The following is a 15,680-nucleotide window of genomic DNA, read 5'->3' as shown; positions in this document are numbered from 1 at the left end:
AGTCAGGTGACTTGTTAGACTTATGCCGATTTTTATTTAGTTTGATGTGATTATGCCGATTCGTCAATTTCAAGCACAACGTATGCAAGCGCCTCGTGATTTTACCCCAATTAAAAATACACCGATTTGTGTTGAAATTGGTGCTGGCAAGGGTAAACATGCTTTGCTCTTTAGCGGCCAACAGCCACAGCATACGTTATATGCAATTGAACGAACCCGAGAAAAATTCTTGGCAATGCAAAAACAGCATGGTTTGGAACCAAGAGATAATTTGGTACCTGTACATGCAGATGCTTTACCTTGGGTTGTACACGCTTTACACCCTGCTCAAGTTGAACATTTCTTTATACTCTATCCAAACCCAGAACCACATAATCCGGCACAGCGCTGGTTGAATATGCCATTTTTTGAGTTCTTAATCTCACGCTTGCAAACAGGTGGAACCATTACATTGGCAAGTAATATTCCTGAATATATTGAAGAAGCAGAACAGCAGTTAATTCATGTGTGGAAGCTGCCTTATCAAAAAGAAAAAATTGCCCAAACCTCTGCACGTACTCATTTTGAAATTAAGTATTTGGAACGTGGCGAGCTTTGTCAGCAACTCATTATGACCAAGCCTGAAGGCTACAGCACACGTTTTGATGAGTTTGCGCCGCTGCAAGGGCAAACACATGGCGAATAAGCGGGTTGCCATTATTGGGGCAGGCCCAGCAGGTCTTATGGCTGCTGAAGTATTAACCCAATATGCTTATGATATTGATGTATATGAACAAAAACCATCTGCTGCGCGTAAGTTTCTTATGGCGGGTAAAACAGGGTTAAATATCTCACACGCTGAACCATTAGCACAGTTTATTGAGCGTTACGACCGTTCAGAATGGCTAAAACCTTGGATTGAAAATTGGGATGCCGTCTGGATTCAAGACTGGATGAAAAGTCTTGGAATTGAGTCTTATGTGGGCAGCTCTGGTCGTATTTTTCCTGTCGAAATGAAAGCTGCACCTCTATTACGTGCTTGGCTAAAACGCTTGGCAGAACAGCAGGTTAAATTCTTTTATCGTCATCGTTGTATTGATTTGCAAGGTACAACAGTGACTTTGCAAAATCAGAATAATCAAAACACTGAAACTTTTACCCAGCAATATGATGCTGTGGTATTGGCATGTGGGGCTGTGTCGTGGTCACAATTAGGTAGTGATGGTGCATGGCAGCAATGGATTCATCAATCTAATATTGAGCCTTTCCAGCCAAGCAATGCAGGGGTCTTGCATGTTTGGTCTACTTTTATGGAAAGTTGTTTTGGTGAACCCTTAAAACGCGTCCATGCATGGGTCGATCCTAGCCAAATTACACATGGTGATATTGTGATTACTCACTATGGTTTAGAAAGTGGGGTTATTTATAAACTCGGGCGTGCCTTACGAGAACAGCAAAAACAAGGGCAAAGCTTAAATCTATTTTTAGATTTATTGCCTGATGTAGAAATGCCGCTATTAGTTAAAAAATTACAGGGTGGTAAGAAACAATCTCTGACTAATATCTGGCGTAAAGCAGGCTTAGACACAGCCAAGATTAACTTAATCAGAGAAGTGGTTGATAAAGCATTATGGAACCAACCAGATGCCATGGCTCAGCAAATCAAAGCACTTCAAATCAAGTTAGAGGGCTTTAGACCCATTGAAGAAGCGATTAGTTGTGCGGGAGGCATTAAGCAAGAAGCACTGTCCGAAAGTTTAAATCTCAAAGAAATATCAGGGGTGTTTTGCTGCGGTGAAATGCTAGATTGGGATGCACCTACAGGTGGTTATTTGCTTACAGCATGCTTTGCCACAGGGCGAGCCGCGGGAGAGGGTGTGCGTTCATTCTTGGAGCGATAAGTGCTTCATTTGGCGCTATGTTTGATAGGTGAAAAGTGTTATTTTTGAGCGATCAATAATAATAGGAGTTGCGATCACATGTCTCAAGCATCACCAGTCTATCAGGGAAGTTGTTTATGCCAAGGTATTCGCTATGAAATTAAAGGCGATATCGGGGATATTATTCAGTGTCACTGCCAACGATGCCGAAAAGCCAATGGAACAGCATTTGCCACGAATGCTCCTATTAAAAGTGCAGATTTTAAAATTACCCAAGGCGAAGAATTAGTCAAAAAATTTGCTGTGGAAGGTGTGTATCGTTGGTTCTGTAGTGAATGTGGTTCACCTTTGATTAGCTCGCGTGATGGACAGCCTGAACTCTATCGTTTAAGAATTGGTACTCTGGATACACTATTAGATCAAAAACCGACATTACATCTTTTTGCTGCTTCAAAAGCAGAGTGGGATTGTATTCTGGATGATTTGCCGCAGTATGCTGAACGTCCATGATTTAAAAAAGTATATTTCAATCAACTTTTAGATGGACTAATATAATCAAAATAGGGAGATGGCATTCTTCCCTTGAAAAACCGCCGTATTGGCTAATGATGCCTACGTTACCCTCATGTATTTATATCGCTGGGTACGTAGGTTATTGCGTACTTTGCTTATTTTTGGAGTACGCCATGTCACATTTACCTTCATGCTTTTTTACTCTTTTAGCGTCTATCTAAAGGGGTGGTCCTATGTATTACTCTCTAATTTCAATTGCTTTAGGCTCCGTTCTAGGGGCGTGGTTACGTTGGTTTCTAGGCTTAAAACTCAATCCGATCTATCCGCAAATTCCATTAGGTACCGTCACTGTTAATTTAGTGGGTGGGTTTATTATTGGTTTTGCGATAGCCTACTTTGCTCATAGTGACTTAAGTCCAAACTATAAACTTTTTGTGATTACTGGTTTTTGTGGTGCTTTAACCACTTTTTCAACATTCTCGATTGAAATCGTCACTTTGTTGCAAAGTGGTAAATTGGGAATGGCGATGTTGGGGATTTCTATTCATTTAATTGGGTCGTTAATTTTTACGTGTTTAGGGTTAGCGACTTATTATTGGGTAGCTGGAAACTGATTATTCAGATGTTTAAGGCACGATATATATGGCACGGCCTCTGTTTTACGTTATTCTCAAGCACTATTTGTATAGGCATACCTTACTTTTGAAAGATCAAAAGTAAGCAAAAATCTTTTGTTTCGCTGATGCTACATCCTTATAGCGCAGCGAAACAGCGGCATCCTTGCCGCTTGTCACGATAGTAAATGACTAATTATTATTTAAATTATAAAAAGAAAATTATCTGATTTATTCTTTGATTTGATACGCGTTAAAGTCATCAACAGCCTGACTGAAATCAGAGATATATTGTTTTTGCAAAATATTGGATAAGTGCAAACAGATAACAGGTTCTGTTGATGAAAATGGTTTTGCCTACTTTTCCCAAAAGAAAAGTAGGTCGAGCCGAAGGCTAATCTAGGTATAAAATCTAACTGAAAAAACTCTGTTGTGACAATCCTATGATTTGAGGCATTAGCTAATAAAGCTTATTATTTTTCAGCTAAAGCCTGACCTTCAAACTTCACACCATCCCAACCATTTTGCATAAATTGACGAATATTTTGATGGTCAGTTCCCTCTGGTGTAGCTAATACAGATGCATAGTGTTCTGCAAATAAACTTAAAGTTTGTGCTTGGTCTAAACCTTGTAATTTGGCAAAAGAGAAAACTTTTGCACTGCCTTGATTTTCAGTAGCAGCGTTATGCTGTGCGCCATTTTGAAAAGCTGTTGGAGTATGTTGGTAGCGTGCTTCAATATGAGCTAAAACGTCTGAAAATTTTGCTGTGCCTGCTTGTAATTGGGCAAGTAACTCTTGTGCCATTATCTTAAACTTCCTATCAAATGAGGGTTTAAGCATAGCATCGAATAGAAGCTTTGAAAGCTTGGAGAATACAAAAAATTGACGAGTTGTGGAAAAAATAAGGATAGTTTTTAAATAAGTTGTGGATAAGTTCTCTTTTATACACAACATAAAAAGATCGAAAAAACGGACATAAAAAAAGAAGCCTAAGTGGAGGAGATAGTCTTAGGCTTCCAATGATTTAAGTGTATTGATCAAACCTTAACGTAAGATTAACTCTTACGATTAAAGCGAGCGAAACGTTTATTAAAGCTTGCAACACGGCCTTCGTTACTTGCTTGACGTACTTCACCTGTATAGAAAGGGTGTGATGCACTTGAAATATCAAGGGTGACATAAGGATAGACTTGACCTTGATATTCTTTAGTTTGTTTCGTCTGGAGAGTACTGCCAATTAAGAAGTACACATCTGCATTGGTATCATGAAATAACACTTGTTGATAAGCAGGATGAATATCTTTACGCATGAGAGATTGTCCTAAATTATTTTTGATTAAAGAAATGTTATAACATAACAATTAAAAAGTCAATGTACCCCCTAAAGGTCACACTGACTCAAAATTTAATTAGCTAGATGGCGGGACCAGTTCTTCAAATAAATCACTGAGATTGTCATGTACTTTTAAGTGAATCAGGTTCCAGTAGTGTCCTGAAATTGTTCTATTGACCATCAGCGTATCTGGTGAAGGTTTAAAGACATCCCAATACTTTAAAGATTTTTTCACAAGCAACATGCCATCATGATGTGATGAGTTCTCGGCAAAATCATAAGTGGTATTAAGCGGGCGTAATAACACTTCAATCCATAGCTTATACAGATCACTTGGGAACTTGCCTTTTTCAGCAAGGGAATGTAGTTCGAGTAGCTCTGTTTCAATCAGATCAATATTTTCATGGCGAGCTGCATTCACCAAACGCTTGAAGTGCTGAACGATTTCATTTGAAAGTGTTTTAACACTGCCATAGTCATAAATAATTACACTGCCGTCTTGGCGGAAAGCGAAATTTCCAGGGTGAGGGTCACAGTGAAAACGTTTTAAAAAGAACATTTCCTGACCTAAAGCACGTATTAGGCGGTTTCCAATTGTATTTCGAATTTCGAGCGGCCAAGAACTTGCAGTTTCAATGCTGTCACCTTGTTCGAGGCTTAGGGTCAAAATACGTCTTGAAGAGTAATCTTTATAAACAGTGGGAATGATAATTTTGTCATCTAACTGACTATGGAATGTTTTAAAGACCTCAAGATTTTGAGCTTCAATTTCATAATTGAGTTCTGCTGAAAGGCTATCCTGAATTTCTGCAAAAAGCTGATCCTGCAACTTTTTATCAATTTTAAGTACACCCATTAAGCGAAGGGCTAAACGTACTTGTTTTAAGTCACTTTCACAGGCTTCATCAACACCCGGATATTGCACTTTAACCACGACTTGTTCGCCACTAGGCAGAGTAGCTTTGTGAACTTGCCCAATCGATGCAGCAGCAAAAGGTTCACTATCAAAAGATTTAAAAGCCACATTAAGCGGTTTCCCAAGCTCTCGTTCAATTTGCTGTTGAATCGCGGCAAAAGGCATGGCTGGGGCTTGGCGTTGTAACTTTGAAATTGCTTTAGCGACTTCGGGTGGGAAGATATCTTTATATTGCGAAGCAATTTGCCCGACTTTCATGACGGCACCTTTCATTTCTCCTAAGGTGTCGGCAATTTGCAAACCAATATCCTGAAATAATTTGGTTTTTGAAGCCAGCTTTTGCTCTTCATCTGCGGTCAAGTTTCGAATCGAGTTAGAAACGGTTTTCGTTGCAATGCTCGCGGTCATTCCTGCAAGTTTCATAAAACGTTTGCCTGGTGAACTTGCATTCTTTGCCATATCTTCGATACCTCATTGACTACAACATAATATTGCTTAGTTTTGATCATAGGTGACAAAGCTTAAAAAGCCTATACGAAATTGTTTATCTCATGTAAGAAAATTTTCGAAAAACAAAATGTTATTTTTATAGTAAAAAATATGAAAAGCTTGTGAAAATCCATTTCATAAACAAAGCTTTAATATCTATAAAGTCTCTATTTTTTTAGTGCTAATGTGAATGACAGGTTAAATAAATATAGAGATAACAAAAGCGATGACAAGTTTAAATTCGGCCCATGGACGATCTCAAGCGGTTCCTTTATCTGTATTTGAGCAGTCGAAAGATGCGCATATTATTCGCTCTGATGAAGAGGCAATTGAGGTTGCAAAACAACTTGCCCAAGAGTTTGCACAAGAGGCATCAGAGCGAGACAGAGAGCGCCGTTTACCCTTAAATGAAATTCAACAGTTCTCACAAAGTGGCTTATGGGCCATTACAGTTCCTAAGCAGTTTGGTGGTGCACAAGTCAAATATCGAACTTTGGCTGAGGTCATCAAAACAATTGCGAGTGTTGATCCATCCCTTGCGCAGCTTCCTCAAAATCATTTGGCTTTTATTGAACATTTACGTCTTGATGCAGGCCCAGAACAACAACAGTTTTTCTTTAATTTAGTGTTGAGAGGTATTCGTTTTGGAAATGCCTTTTCGGAAAAACATAGTAAAACGGTTGCTGACCTCACTACAACATTGAGAAAGACCGAGCACGGTTATGAAATTAATGGCAAGAAGTTCTTTGCAACAGGCGCATTACTTGCACATTGGATTCCGATTGTCGCGGTGAATGAACAGGGGCAGCCTTATGCAGCACTAGTCCCTCGGGAAACGTCAGGGGTGAATATTATTAATGACTGGTCTGGTTTCGGGCAAAGAACTACGGCCAGTGGCACTGTTGAACTTAATCAAGTTCCAGTACGTGAAGAATATTTAGTTCCGATTTATCAGGCTTTCGAGCGACCAACACCTGCGGGAGCAATTTCACAATTTATTCAAGCTGCTGTCGATGCAGGTATTGCACGTGGTGCAATTGAAGAAACAATTCACTATGTCAAAAATCATAGCCGCGCATGGGTTGATTCAGGTCTAGAAAAAGCCAGTGATGATCCTTACACAATTGCAAACATTGGCGATTTAAAAATAAAACTGCGTGCAGCAGAAGCCGTATTGGATTTGGCAGGAGATGCGATTGATCAAGCAATTGCCGACACGACTGAAGAACATGTAAACCAAGCCACCTTACTGGTTGCCGAAGCAAAAGTACTCACCACTGAAGTTGCGATTTTAGCTGCCAATAAGCTTTTTGAATTGTCGGGAACGCGCTCCACTTTGTCTGAGCTTAATCTGGATCGCCATTGGCGTAATGCACGTACCCATACCTTGCATGATCCGGTGCGCTGGAAATATCACATTGTCGGTAATTATTACCTCAATGGCATCCATCCGCCCCGTCATGCATGGAGCTAAATTGAAGAAAAAATAAGATTAGGAGAATAAAGATGACGATTACTCAAATTGAATTAGAAGAACTGTCCGTAGGCGCTGATTATGAAAAGGTAGCAAGCAGATTTCGTCCAGTTTTTGAAAAAATTGCACAAGGCGCAATTCAACGAGAAAAAGAACGAATCTTACCTTTTGAACCGATTCAGTGGTTAAAAGAACTCAAACTAGGTGCGGTACGTGTACCTGTTAAGTATGGTGGAGATGGGGTGTCATTACCGCAACTTTTCCAGCTTTTAGCAGAGCTAGCACAAGCAGACTCGAATATTGTGCAAGCTTTGCGTGGACACTTCGCTTTTGTTGAAGACCGTTTAGTTGCCCATAAAGAGCATTCGCAGGAAGTTTGGTTTCAGCGTTTTGTACAAGGTGATTTGGTCGGGAACGCATGGACCGAAGTTGGAAATGTACAGATAGGTGACGTCGTTACACGAGTAACCAAAGATGCTTCGGGCAACTTGGTGGTGAATGGTGAAAAGTATTATTCAACTGGAAGTATCTTTGCAGACTGGATAGACCTATTTGCTTATGATGAAGTGAATGACCGCCATGTAATTGCTGCTATTTATCGCCATGAAACAGGGGTAAGTGTGATTGATGATTGGGATGGCTTTGGTCAAAAGACAACGGGCAGTGGCACCTTAAAAGTACATCAGGTTCATTTGCCAGCTTCGCACCTCATTCCATTTGATCAGCGTTTTAAATATCAGACTGCTTTTTATCAGGTCGTACACCTTGCAACCTTAACCGGGATTGCGCAGGCAGCTGTAGAAACTTTTAGCCAAGAAATTCGGGAGCGGAAACGTATTTTTAGTCATGGTAATGGCGACCTTGTTCGCCACGATCCACAAGTTTTACAGGTGGTGGGTAAAGCCTCTGCTCAAGCCTATGCGAGTCTAGCAATTACGATTAAAACAGCAGAAGCATTACAAAAGGCTTATGAAAGTCACTTTAGCGAGTTAGAGGTAAAAGAACATCAGTTTAATGTAGATGCTGAGCTTGAATCGGCGCAAGGACAGGTGGTGATTTCTAATTTGGTACTGGATTTAACCAGCCAATTATTTAATGCTTTAGGCGCATCGGCAAGTAGTCAGGTCAAGCAACTCGACCGTTTCTGGCGTAATGCGCGAACAGTGTCTTCACATAATCCTCTTATCTATAAAGAAAAAGTGATTGGTGATTGGGAAGTGAACCGTACTGATTTGCCTTTTGTCTGGCAAATTGGAGCAAGCCCACGGGCAAAATCTGCATAGTGTAAAAGAGCCGATATTTTATCGGCTCTTTTTTATTAGGTTTGGCTTAAGCGTTTGGTGTTGATGTACAACCGCGAAAGTAATAAGACACAGGCAATGCTTAAACCAATAATTAAGCCTAGCCATACACCAGCTACGCCCCAATGGGTATAGCGAGCTAAATAAAGCCCAATAGGAAAAGCAATCACCCAATATGCCATGAGCGTAATCCACATTGGTGCTTGAGTATCTTGCATACCTCTTAAACAGCCTGCGGCACTTACTTGTAACGCATCCATCAACTGATATGCCATTGCAAACCAGAGTAAATACATCGCAACAGGAGCTACGGTTAAGTCTTGAGTATAAATCGAGATAATTTGTTCACGGCCTAGAGCAATAAAAGTCATGGTTAATATGGCAAAAAAGATTGCTGTGCTCAGACCAATCTTTTGTACCTGATACATTGCAGCCCAGTTCTTTTCACCATAATAAGTACCGACACGGATGGTTAAGGCAATGGCTAGTGAAAGCGGAATCATAAACAGCACAGAGGTAACGGAAATTGCGACTTGGTGTGCAGCAATAAACACTTCACCAAGCGGGCTAAGGACCAATGCACCTGTACTAAAAATACTAATCTCAAAGAACACAGCTAAACCGATTGGTAGACCAAGCTGTAAAATTCTTTTAACCCAAGCCATATTAATTTTATCAAATCGGCCAAAAATAGACGTGTTTCGATAAGCTGAGGCTTTATAAATATAGCCAGCTAAAGTAATCAGCATTAGCCACTGTAAAATGGATGTTGCAAAACCACAGCCCGCGCTACCTAATGCAGGTATTGGTCCTAATCCATGCATAAAAATCATGTTAAGAGGGATCAATACAACTAAAGCTAACATGCTAATAGCTGTGACAGGGCGTGGATGGCCTAATGCCTCTGAATAGCCACGTAGTGCTGCGTACATGGTCACAGCTGGCATACCCAAACCAATTGCATGCAAGAATAGACTTGCTTTAGGTCGTAAGCTCTCTGGTACACCGAACACATGCAAGAAAAACGGCATAAGCTGCAAAATGAGCATTGCCAGTACACCTAAAATGACGGCAACCCATAATGACTGACGAACAACGACAGGGATCTGCTCTGTATTTCTTGCGCCTTTTGCTTCGGCTACCAAGGGTGTAGTTGCAATCATAATGCCGCTGAACAGGAGCATGATTGGAACCCATAAACCGACCCCTACAGCAATTGCTGCTAAATCGGTTGCAGATAAATGCCCAGCCATAATAGTGTCAATTAACCCGAATCCTGCTTGAGCAAACTGGGTAATTAAAATCGGTAGCATTAAGTGGAAGAGTTGTTTTAGTTCAGACCGAAAAGATGTGACATTCGACACAAAAGGTACTCTTTATAAATATAAAAATGAAGCTAACGCTGCAAAGTGAGTAGCACACCGACAAAGATGATGACTCCACCAAGAAACCGTTGCCATGTAACAGGTGTCTTTTCTGTACCTAACCAACCAAAATGGTCAAGCAACATTGAAATGAGCAATTGCCCAAAAATGACTAAACCTGAAAAGGTTAAAAAACCAAGTTTAGGTGCAGTATAAATGCTCATGCTAATTGCATAAACCCCAAGGAATCCCCCAGTCCATAGAATCCATGGAATATTTGATATTTCACTTAAAGTTGGCTTCTCGGCACTTTGAAAGAAAACCATGATTGCTAAAACAATAGTTCCTACTAAAAAGGATAAGAGGGCTGCTTGTAAAGGGGTGTGCAACTGTTCTCTGAGTTGGGTATTGATGGCAGTTTGAAAAGCCATGGCAATGCCGATTCCCAGAGCTAAGGGCAAAAATAGGAAAAATTGGCTAGAAAATTTCATCATTTTTATCAGTATTTAAGTATCTTTAAAAACAGTCTAAAGCAATTAAGGTATGTTTTCATAAGCCCATTGATGCAGTCATGTTAAAATAGAAATATTGTGTAAATTGGACCTGTTCCTTGGCTGTATTAAACCCTGCTTCTATCCCTTTATCTTTATATATCCACATGCCTTGGTGTGTGCGTAAATGTCCATATTGTGACTTCAACTCGCATGCCGTACCAGATGGAGCACTTTCTTCAGAACTCGAGCAAACCTATTTAAAAGCGTTGGTAGCTGACTTTGAAACTCAACTCGAGATGGCACAGGGACGTCCAATTCATAGTGTGTTTATTGGTGGAGGGACTCCTTCACTGATTTCGGCACAGGGCTATGTATTGTTATTTGCAGAACTTAAGTCATTGCTTAAGTTTGAAGATGGCTGCGAAATTACCTTAGAGGCAAATCCGGGAACGGTAGAGCATGACCCATTTGCAGGGTATTTAGAGGCAGGCATTAACCGCTTATCGATAGGTGTTCAGAGCTTTGATACTGATCATTTGCAAAAGCTTGGACGTATTCATTCTGCAAATAATGCAATTGAAGCGATTCAACAAGCAAAGCAAGCTGGCTTTAAGCGAGTTAATGTCGACTTAATGCATGGTTTGCCTGAGCAAACACTAGAACAAGCGCTCTATGATCTCAAGCTTGCTGTAGAAAGTGGCGCAACTCATATTAGTTGGTATCAACTCACCATTGAACCTAATACTGTTTTCTTTCGTACCCAACCTGTTCTACCGCAGGATGAAATGCTAGAAGACATTCAAGAGCAGGGTGAGGCATATCTTAAGGCAAATGGTTTTATAAACTATGAAGTTTCGGCATGGCGTAAAGAGTTGCCTTCAACACACAACTTAAATTATTGGGAATTTGGCGATTATCTTGCGATTGGTGCAGGTGCACATGGCAAAGTTACACGACCAGATGGAGTCTATCGTTTCCAAAAAACTCGTTTGCCGAAAGACTATTTAGCCAAGGTTCCAGCTGAACATTTGCAAATGAAAAAGATTGAGGCAGAAGAGCTACCATTCGAGTTTATGATGAATGCTTTGCGTTTAAATGATGGTGTCAAAGCTGAGTTATATGAACAGCGTACAGGTTTAAGCTTGGATGGCCTAAATGATGTGCTAACGTCGCTACGAGCTAGAAAACTACTGGTAGATGATGTTTCCCGTTTAGCTTGTACAGAGCAAGGCCATATTTTCTTAAATTCGGTGCTTGAAGAGTTTTTATAATGAAGCAAAGTAAAAGCCGCATCATCAGATGCGGCTTTTTTTATTTTAGCGAGTGGTATAACCACCATTTGCAAAAATAGTTTGACCAGTAATCCACCAACCGTCGGTCACTAAAAAGCGAACTAATGGCTCAATATCTTCAATTTTAGTAAGCCCGCCTAAAGCTGAAGCTGATTTATGATAAGCCACTGCTTCGGTAGATTCCTGACCATAAAAGAACGGTGTATCCATAGGTCCAGGTGCAACAGCAGTCACAGAAATCTGACGGTCTCCAAATTCTTTTGATGCAGCGCGGGTGTAATGCTCAACAGGCGCTTTTAAGCCTTCATAGGTTGAGTACAACCCAGTGTAAGCTGCAAGAAGCGAAGTAACGATTGAGCAGATTTTTCCGCCGTCATTTAAATGCCGACCAGCCGACTGAATAAAGAAATAGGCAATTTTTGAGTTGATATCGCTCATACTATCAAACTCTTGTTCTGTGGTTTCCAAGAAGGATTTTTTCAAAACCTTACCAACCGTATTAATAGCAATATCAATTCCACCAAAATGCTGTTTGGTGTCTAAGAAGAGCTTTTCGATATTATCAATATGCGTTAAGTCTGCCTGAATTAAAACGGCATCTACGCCTAAAGCTGTTACATCTGCGAGCGTCTGCTCTGCATCAGCTTGAGTTTCCGAACTATTGTAGTGAATTGCGATTTTTGCACCTTGTTCTGCAAATTTACGGCTAATGAGTCCACCTAAGTTTTTTGCACCGCCTGTAATCAGTACAATTTTATCTTTAAGAGTATGAGTTGCCATGATGATTGTTCCTATGATGACTTGTTCTAATGTGTTTTTAGTCTAGATTGGCGGTAATTTTTGATCAATTATGCTAGTTTGGTTTAACTATTCAGAAAATACGAACAATTAAATGGATCGGTTGCAGCAGTTTTTTATTTTTACGGAAGTCGCTAAACGACAAAGCTTTAGTGAAGTGGCAAATCAGCTCGATTTACCTCGCTCGACAGTGACCAGTGCTATTCAACAGTTGGAAACTCACTATGGTGTTCGGCTATTTCATCGCACCACCCGTAAGGTAAGTCTTACGCAAGATGGGCAAAGGATATTGCCCGAATGTCAAAATCTATTATTTGATTATGAGCAATTAGAACAACTTATACAGGCGCAAAAGCAGCATTACCGTGGCACACTAAAAGTTTCAATGCCCAGCCGAATAGTGCATCAAGTCATTATTCCAGAACTTCCCGATTTTTATAGCCGCTATCCAGATATCCATTTACAACTGAATAGCTCTGATGACATCACTGACTTGATCGAGAAAGGGATTGATTGTGTTGTTCGGGTGGGGCAGCTAGACAATAGTAGTTTGATCGCGAAATTCGTTGGCAACTTGATTATGGTGAACTGTGCAAGTCCCGATTATCTGGAACATTATGGTATTCCTGAACAATTAGAAGATCTATCTCAACACAAACTCATTAACTACGCAGGAGCGGTAGGGGAAAAACAGGGTGTATTTTTATATCAAGATCGAACAGTGATGATGGACAGTGCGTTGAGTGTAAATAATACAGAAGCTTATATTGCAGCAGCTTGTGCCGGTTTAGGAATTATTCAACTACCTTACTATGATGTTCAGGATAAAATTGAGCAAGGAACTCTAGTTGAAGTGCTAAGTGCATATACTGCTCAATCTTTGCCACTTAATATTTTATATCCGAACCGAAGTTATATTCCTAAACGGTTAGAAATTTTTATGGAATGGGTTAAAGAGGTTTTATATAAGAAATGTATCGTCATCTTTTAGTCATGAAATTAAAATAAGATAACAATAAAAAAAGCCTCTCGCAGTGAGAGGCTTTTTAGAATTTGGTGGGTCGTCCGCGATTCGAACGCGGGACCAACGGATTAAAAGTCCGCTGCTCTACCAGCTGAGCTAACGACCCAAATAGGTCAAAACAGATAAGTGGTGGGTCGTCCGCGACTCGAACGCGGGACCAACGGATTAAAAGTCCGCTGCTCTACCAACTGAGCTAACGACCCGTATCGTTTTGATGTCGCGTATTTTAGCAAGTTATTCAACTAACACAAGAGGTAAATCAAAAACATTTGCATGATTGCCTATAAAAAGCACGATTTCCTCTTGTTTAGCTAAAAAATGAACTAAAAACGGTATTTATATGCCTGAATGTTGTCAAAAATTTCAGTTGTGACGTCACAATAACTGTTCGCACCAGGTAATAAAGCGAGTAAACGTTCAGAAGTTTTGCCTGGATTAAACGAATCTTCCTTCAATTTATTCTTTTGATATTTAAAAGTACCTGTTGTTTCAACTTTAGCCTGCACACGTAAAAACACGGGTACTGCGTAAGCCGGTAGGCATTTTTTAAATATCGTTACCATTTCTGTTAAATCAGACTCATTTAACTCAGCACCATCAGCAAGTGTGATTGCTGCCATACCAGCACGACCATTGGTATTTGGAATTTCTACACCATAGACCACTGCTTCAGCGATCTTGTCGTATTCACAAACCATGTTCTCAACTTCAGTCGTAGATACATTTTCGCCTTTCCAGCGGAAGGTATCTCCTAAGCGGTCAACAAATTGAGCATGACGGAAACCAATGTTACGGACAAGATCACCTGTATTAAAATATGAATCACCTTTTTTAAAGATATCTTGCATAATCACAGATTTATTCTTTTCAGGATCGGTATAACCATCGAAAGGAAAGCGACTGGTAATTTTGCCTACAAGCAAACCCACTTCACCTGCTTTAACTTTTTTACACCAGCCATTTTTATCGCGTACAGGCTCATTCTTTTCTTTATCAAACTGAATGACCGCGTATGGCATAGGAGAGAAGCCGACTGTGTTGTCAAAGTTAAAAATATTACTAAACCCGACATTACCCTCACTTGATGCATAAAGCTCAAGAACTTCTTGGACACCAAAGCGTTGTTTGAATTTATCCCAGATATTTGGACGCATGCCATTGCCGATCATTTTGGTTACGCGGTGGGCACGGTCAATTTCTGTAGTAGGGGCATCCATTAAATAGCGGCAAAGCTCTCCAACATATCCAATTGCAGAGGCATTAAATTTCTGAACATCTTTCCAGAACGCACTGGTTGAATATTTACGTCGAATTGCAAGGGTAGAACTTCCTGCAATCACCCCACACCAACACACAACCACACCTGTTGCATGGTAAAGCGGTAAGGTTACATACATCACATCATCTGGACCAAGGTTCAAAATGTGCCCATAGGTGCCATATGCCAGCGTCCAGCGACTATGTTTGAAAACAACAGCTTTTGGTAAACCTGTTGTGCCAGATGTGTAAATATAAAATAGACCATCATTTCCATGAACAGAATTTGTGGTTGATGGATTAAATTTTGGAAACTGATCAATTTCTTTTGCAAGATTGGCATAACCTTGAGGCGCTGTTCCCTGATCTTGACGTGTAGCTTGATCTGCAAACCAATGGAAACGATCTTTAGGAACATTTAGGTCCTGACGGATTTCATCAATTGCAGTTCGAACTTCTTCCCCAGCAATTAAAGCAATTGGCTTTACAAGGTTAATGCTATGAGAGAGTACTTTACCGACTTGTGAAGTGTTAACCAGCGCAATAGTTACTCCGATTTTAGCTAAACCTACAATCGTGGCAATAAGCTCAGAACGGTTCTCAACCATTACGGCAATCACGTCACCTTTACGCGCCTCGAGAGATAGATAATAGTGAGAAATCTGGTTAGCCCATTCATTTAAAGCTTCATAAGAATAACTTTGATCTTCAAATAATAATGCAATACCTTGCGGATTTCGCTTAACAGCTTTTTCAAAAGCTACACCTAATCCCGTTGGTGTATTTGCTGTTCTTAAGTAAGCCTGTTTAAGACCATTCAGGATATGGGGTACTTTGGGGATGAAGCTAGGAAGTCTTGTTGCAACATCACCAAGCGTAATGATATCGGTCTGTGTTGTCTGGCTCATATCAATCCTATTTATTTTTCGATCAATCCAAAAAAGGTTGCG

General features: G+C 40.3%; 15 protein-coding genes, 2 tRNA genes, 1 pseudogene and 1 riboswitch. Of the genes and pseudogenes, 9 read left to right on the top strand and 9 right to left on the bottom strand.

Annotation, left to right across the window (positions count from 1 at the left end; genetic code table 11):
• Positions 1-46 precede the first annotated feature (46 nt).
• From RMB13_RS20070 to RMB13_RS21885, 5 genes and pseudogenes are all read left to right on the top strand, one after another.
• Entirely contained in the window at positions 47-685 is a 639-nt protein-coding gene (locus RMB13_RS20070; RefSeq protein ID WP_080632429.1) for an SAM-dependent methyltransferase, read from the top strand.
• Complete coding sequence (locus RMB13_RS20065) at positions 675-1,880, top strand: TIGR03862 family flavoprotein (RefSeq protein WP_311086158.1); 1,206 nt, start codon at positions 675-677, stop codon at positions 1,878-1,880. The genes RMB13_RS20070 and RMB13_RS20065 overlap by 11 nt, the downstream gene beginning before the upstream one ends.
• 78 nt (positions 1,881-1,958) lie before the next feature.
• Positions 1,959-2,369, top strand: a complete 411-nt coding sequence (locus RMB13_RS20060) for a GFA family protein (protein ID WP_198496466.1) — start codon at positions 1,959-1,961, stop codon at positions 2,367-2,369.
• Positions 2,370-2,414: 45 nt separating this feature from the next.
• A riboswitch (Fluoride riboswitch) is annotated at positions 2,415-2,481 on the top strand.
• A gap of 124 nt (positions 2,482-2,605) precedes the next feature.
• Entirely contained in the window at positions 2,606-2,986 is a 381-nt protein-coding gene (gene crcB / locus RMB13_RS20055; RefSeq protein WP_005037095.1) for a fluoride efflux transporter CrcB, read from the top strand.
• A gap of 219 nt (positions 2,987-3,205) precedes the next feature.
• Positions 3,206-3,301: pseudogene (locus tag RMB13_RS21885) on the top strand (hypothetical protein); the annotation flags it as partial.
• Between the two features lie 158 nt (positions 3,302-3,459).
• Here the strand turns inward: RMB13_RS21885 and RMB13_RS20045 are convergent.
• The 3 genes from RMB13_RS20045 to RMB13_RS20035 all read right to left on the bottom strand — a co-directional run bounded on the left by RMB13_RS20045 (position 3,460) and on the right by RMB13_RS20035 (position 5,696).
• Positions 3,460-3,792, bottom strand: a complete 333-nt coding sequence (locus tag RMB13_RS20045) for a HopJ type III effector protein (RefSeq protein WP_016144213.1) — start codon at positions 3,790-3,792, stop codon at positions 3,460-3,462.
• 251 nt (positions 3,793-4,043) lie between these two features.
• Positions 4,044-4,298: a type B 50S ribosomal protein L31 gene (locus RMB13_RS20040; RefSeq protein ID WP_003654672.1), complete on the bottom strand. Its 255-nt coding sequence runs from the start codon at positions 4,296-4,298 to the stop codon at positions 4,044-4,046.
• A gap of 99 nt (positions 4,299-4,397) precedes the next feature.
• The gene (locus tag RMB13_RS20035) at positions 4,398-5,696 is read right to left on the bottom strand and encodes an AarF/ABC1/UbiB kinase family protein (protein ID WP_004640943.1); all 1,299 of its coding nucleotides are present in this window, start codon (positions 5,694-5,696) and stop codon (positions 4,398-4,400) included.
• A 256-nt stretch (positions 5,697-5,952) separates the two neighbouring features.
• On the opposite strand from RMB13_RS20035, the gene RMB13_RS20030 reads away from it, so the two are divergent.
• A complete protein-coding gene (locus RMB13_RS20030) occupies positions 5,953-7,200 on the top strand; it encodes an SfnB family sulfur acquisition oxidoreductase (RefSeq protein ID WP_133747567.1) in 1,248 nt (415 codons plus the stop codon).
• A 32-nt stretch (positions 7,201-7,232) separates the two neighbouring features.
• Positions 7,233-8,483, top strand: coding sequence for an acyl-CoA dehydrogenase family protein (locus RMB13_RS20025; RefSeq protein ID WP_004640946.1), 1,251 nt, complete (start codon positions 7,233-7,235; stop codon positions 8,481-8,483).
• A gap of 35 nt (positions 8,484-8,518) precedes the next feature.
• Here RMB13_RS20025 and abeM read toward each other — a convergent pair whose 3' ends face one another.
• Both abeM and RMB13_RS20015 read right to left on the bottom strand, forming a co-directional pair.
• Positions 8,519-9,865 carry a multidrug efflux MATE transporter AbeM gene (abeM, locus tag RMB13_RS20020; RefSeq protein ID WP_003654676.1) on the bottom strand — a complete coding sequence of 449 codons (1,347 nt, stop codon included), beginning with the start codon at positions 9,863-9,865 and terminating at the stop codon, positions 8,519-8,521.
• A gap of 32 nt (positions 9,866-9,897) precedes the next feature.
• On the bottom strand, positions 9,898-10,359 hold the full coding sequence (locus tag RMB13_RS20015; RefSeq protein WP_005037083.1) for a DMT family transporter: 462 nt from the start codon (positions 10,357-10,359) through the stop codon (positions 9,898-9,900).
• A gap of 116 nt (positions 10,360-10,475) precedes the next feature.
• On the opposite strand from RMB13_RS20015, the gene hemW reads away from it, so the two are divergent.
• Positions 10,476-11,630: a radical SAM family heme chaperone HemW gene (gene hemW / locus RMB13_RS20010; RefSeq protein ID WP_311086157.1), complete on the top strand. Its 1,155-nt coding sequence runs from the start codon at positions 10,476-10,478 to the stop codon at positions 11,628-11,630.
• Between the two features lie 45 nt (positions 11,631-11,675).
• Here hemW and RMB13_RS20005 read toward each other — a convergent pair whose 3' ends face one another.
• Positions 11,676-12,431 (bottom strand): SDR family oxidoreductase, encoded by a 756-nt coding sequence (locus tag RMB13_RS20005; RefSeq protein ID WP_311086156.1) that lies wholly within the window; start codon positions 12,429-12,431, stop codon positions 11,676-11,678.
• A 112-nt stretch (positions 12,432-12,543) separates the two neighbouring features.
• Here RMB13_RS20005 and RMB13_RS20000 point away from each other — a divergent pair, with 112 nt between their 5' ends.
• Positions 12,544-13,440 (top strand): LysR family transcriptional regulator, encoded by an 897-nt coding sequence (locus tag RMB13_RS20000; protein ID WP_311086155.1) that lies wholly within the window; start codon positions 12,544-12,546, stop codon positions 13,438-13,440.
• Between the two features lie 63 nt (positions 13,441-13,503).
• On the opposite strand, the gene RMB13_RS19995 is transcribed toward RMB13_RS20000, so the two are convergent.
• From RMB13_RS19995 to RMB13_RS19985, 3 genes are all read right to left on the bottom strand, one after another.
• Positions 13,504-13,579 (bottom strand) — tRNA-Lys (locus RMB13_RS19995).
• Between the two features lie 21 nt (positions 13,580-13,600).
• Positions 13,601-13,676: transfer RNA gene (locus RMB13_RS19990), tRNA-Lys, on the bottom strand.
• Between the two features lie 120 nt (positions 13,677-13,796).
• Complete coding sequence (locus RMB13_RS19985) at positions 13,797-15,638, bottom strand: long-chain-acyl-CoA synthetase (protein ID WP_311086154.1); 1,842 nt, start codon at positions 15,636-15,638, stop codon at positions 13,797-13,799.
• Between the last annotated feature and the right edge of the window lie 42 nt (positions 15,639-15,680).

The organism is Acinetobacter sp. V102_4 (genome assembly GCF_031799005.1).
Taxonomy (GTDB): Bacteria; Pseudomonadota; Gammaproteobacteria; order Pseudomonadales; family Moraxellaceae; genus Acinetobacter; species Acinetobacter calcoaceticus.
This window is presented reverse-complemented; position numbering and strand designations above follow the sequence as displayed.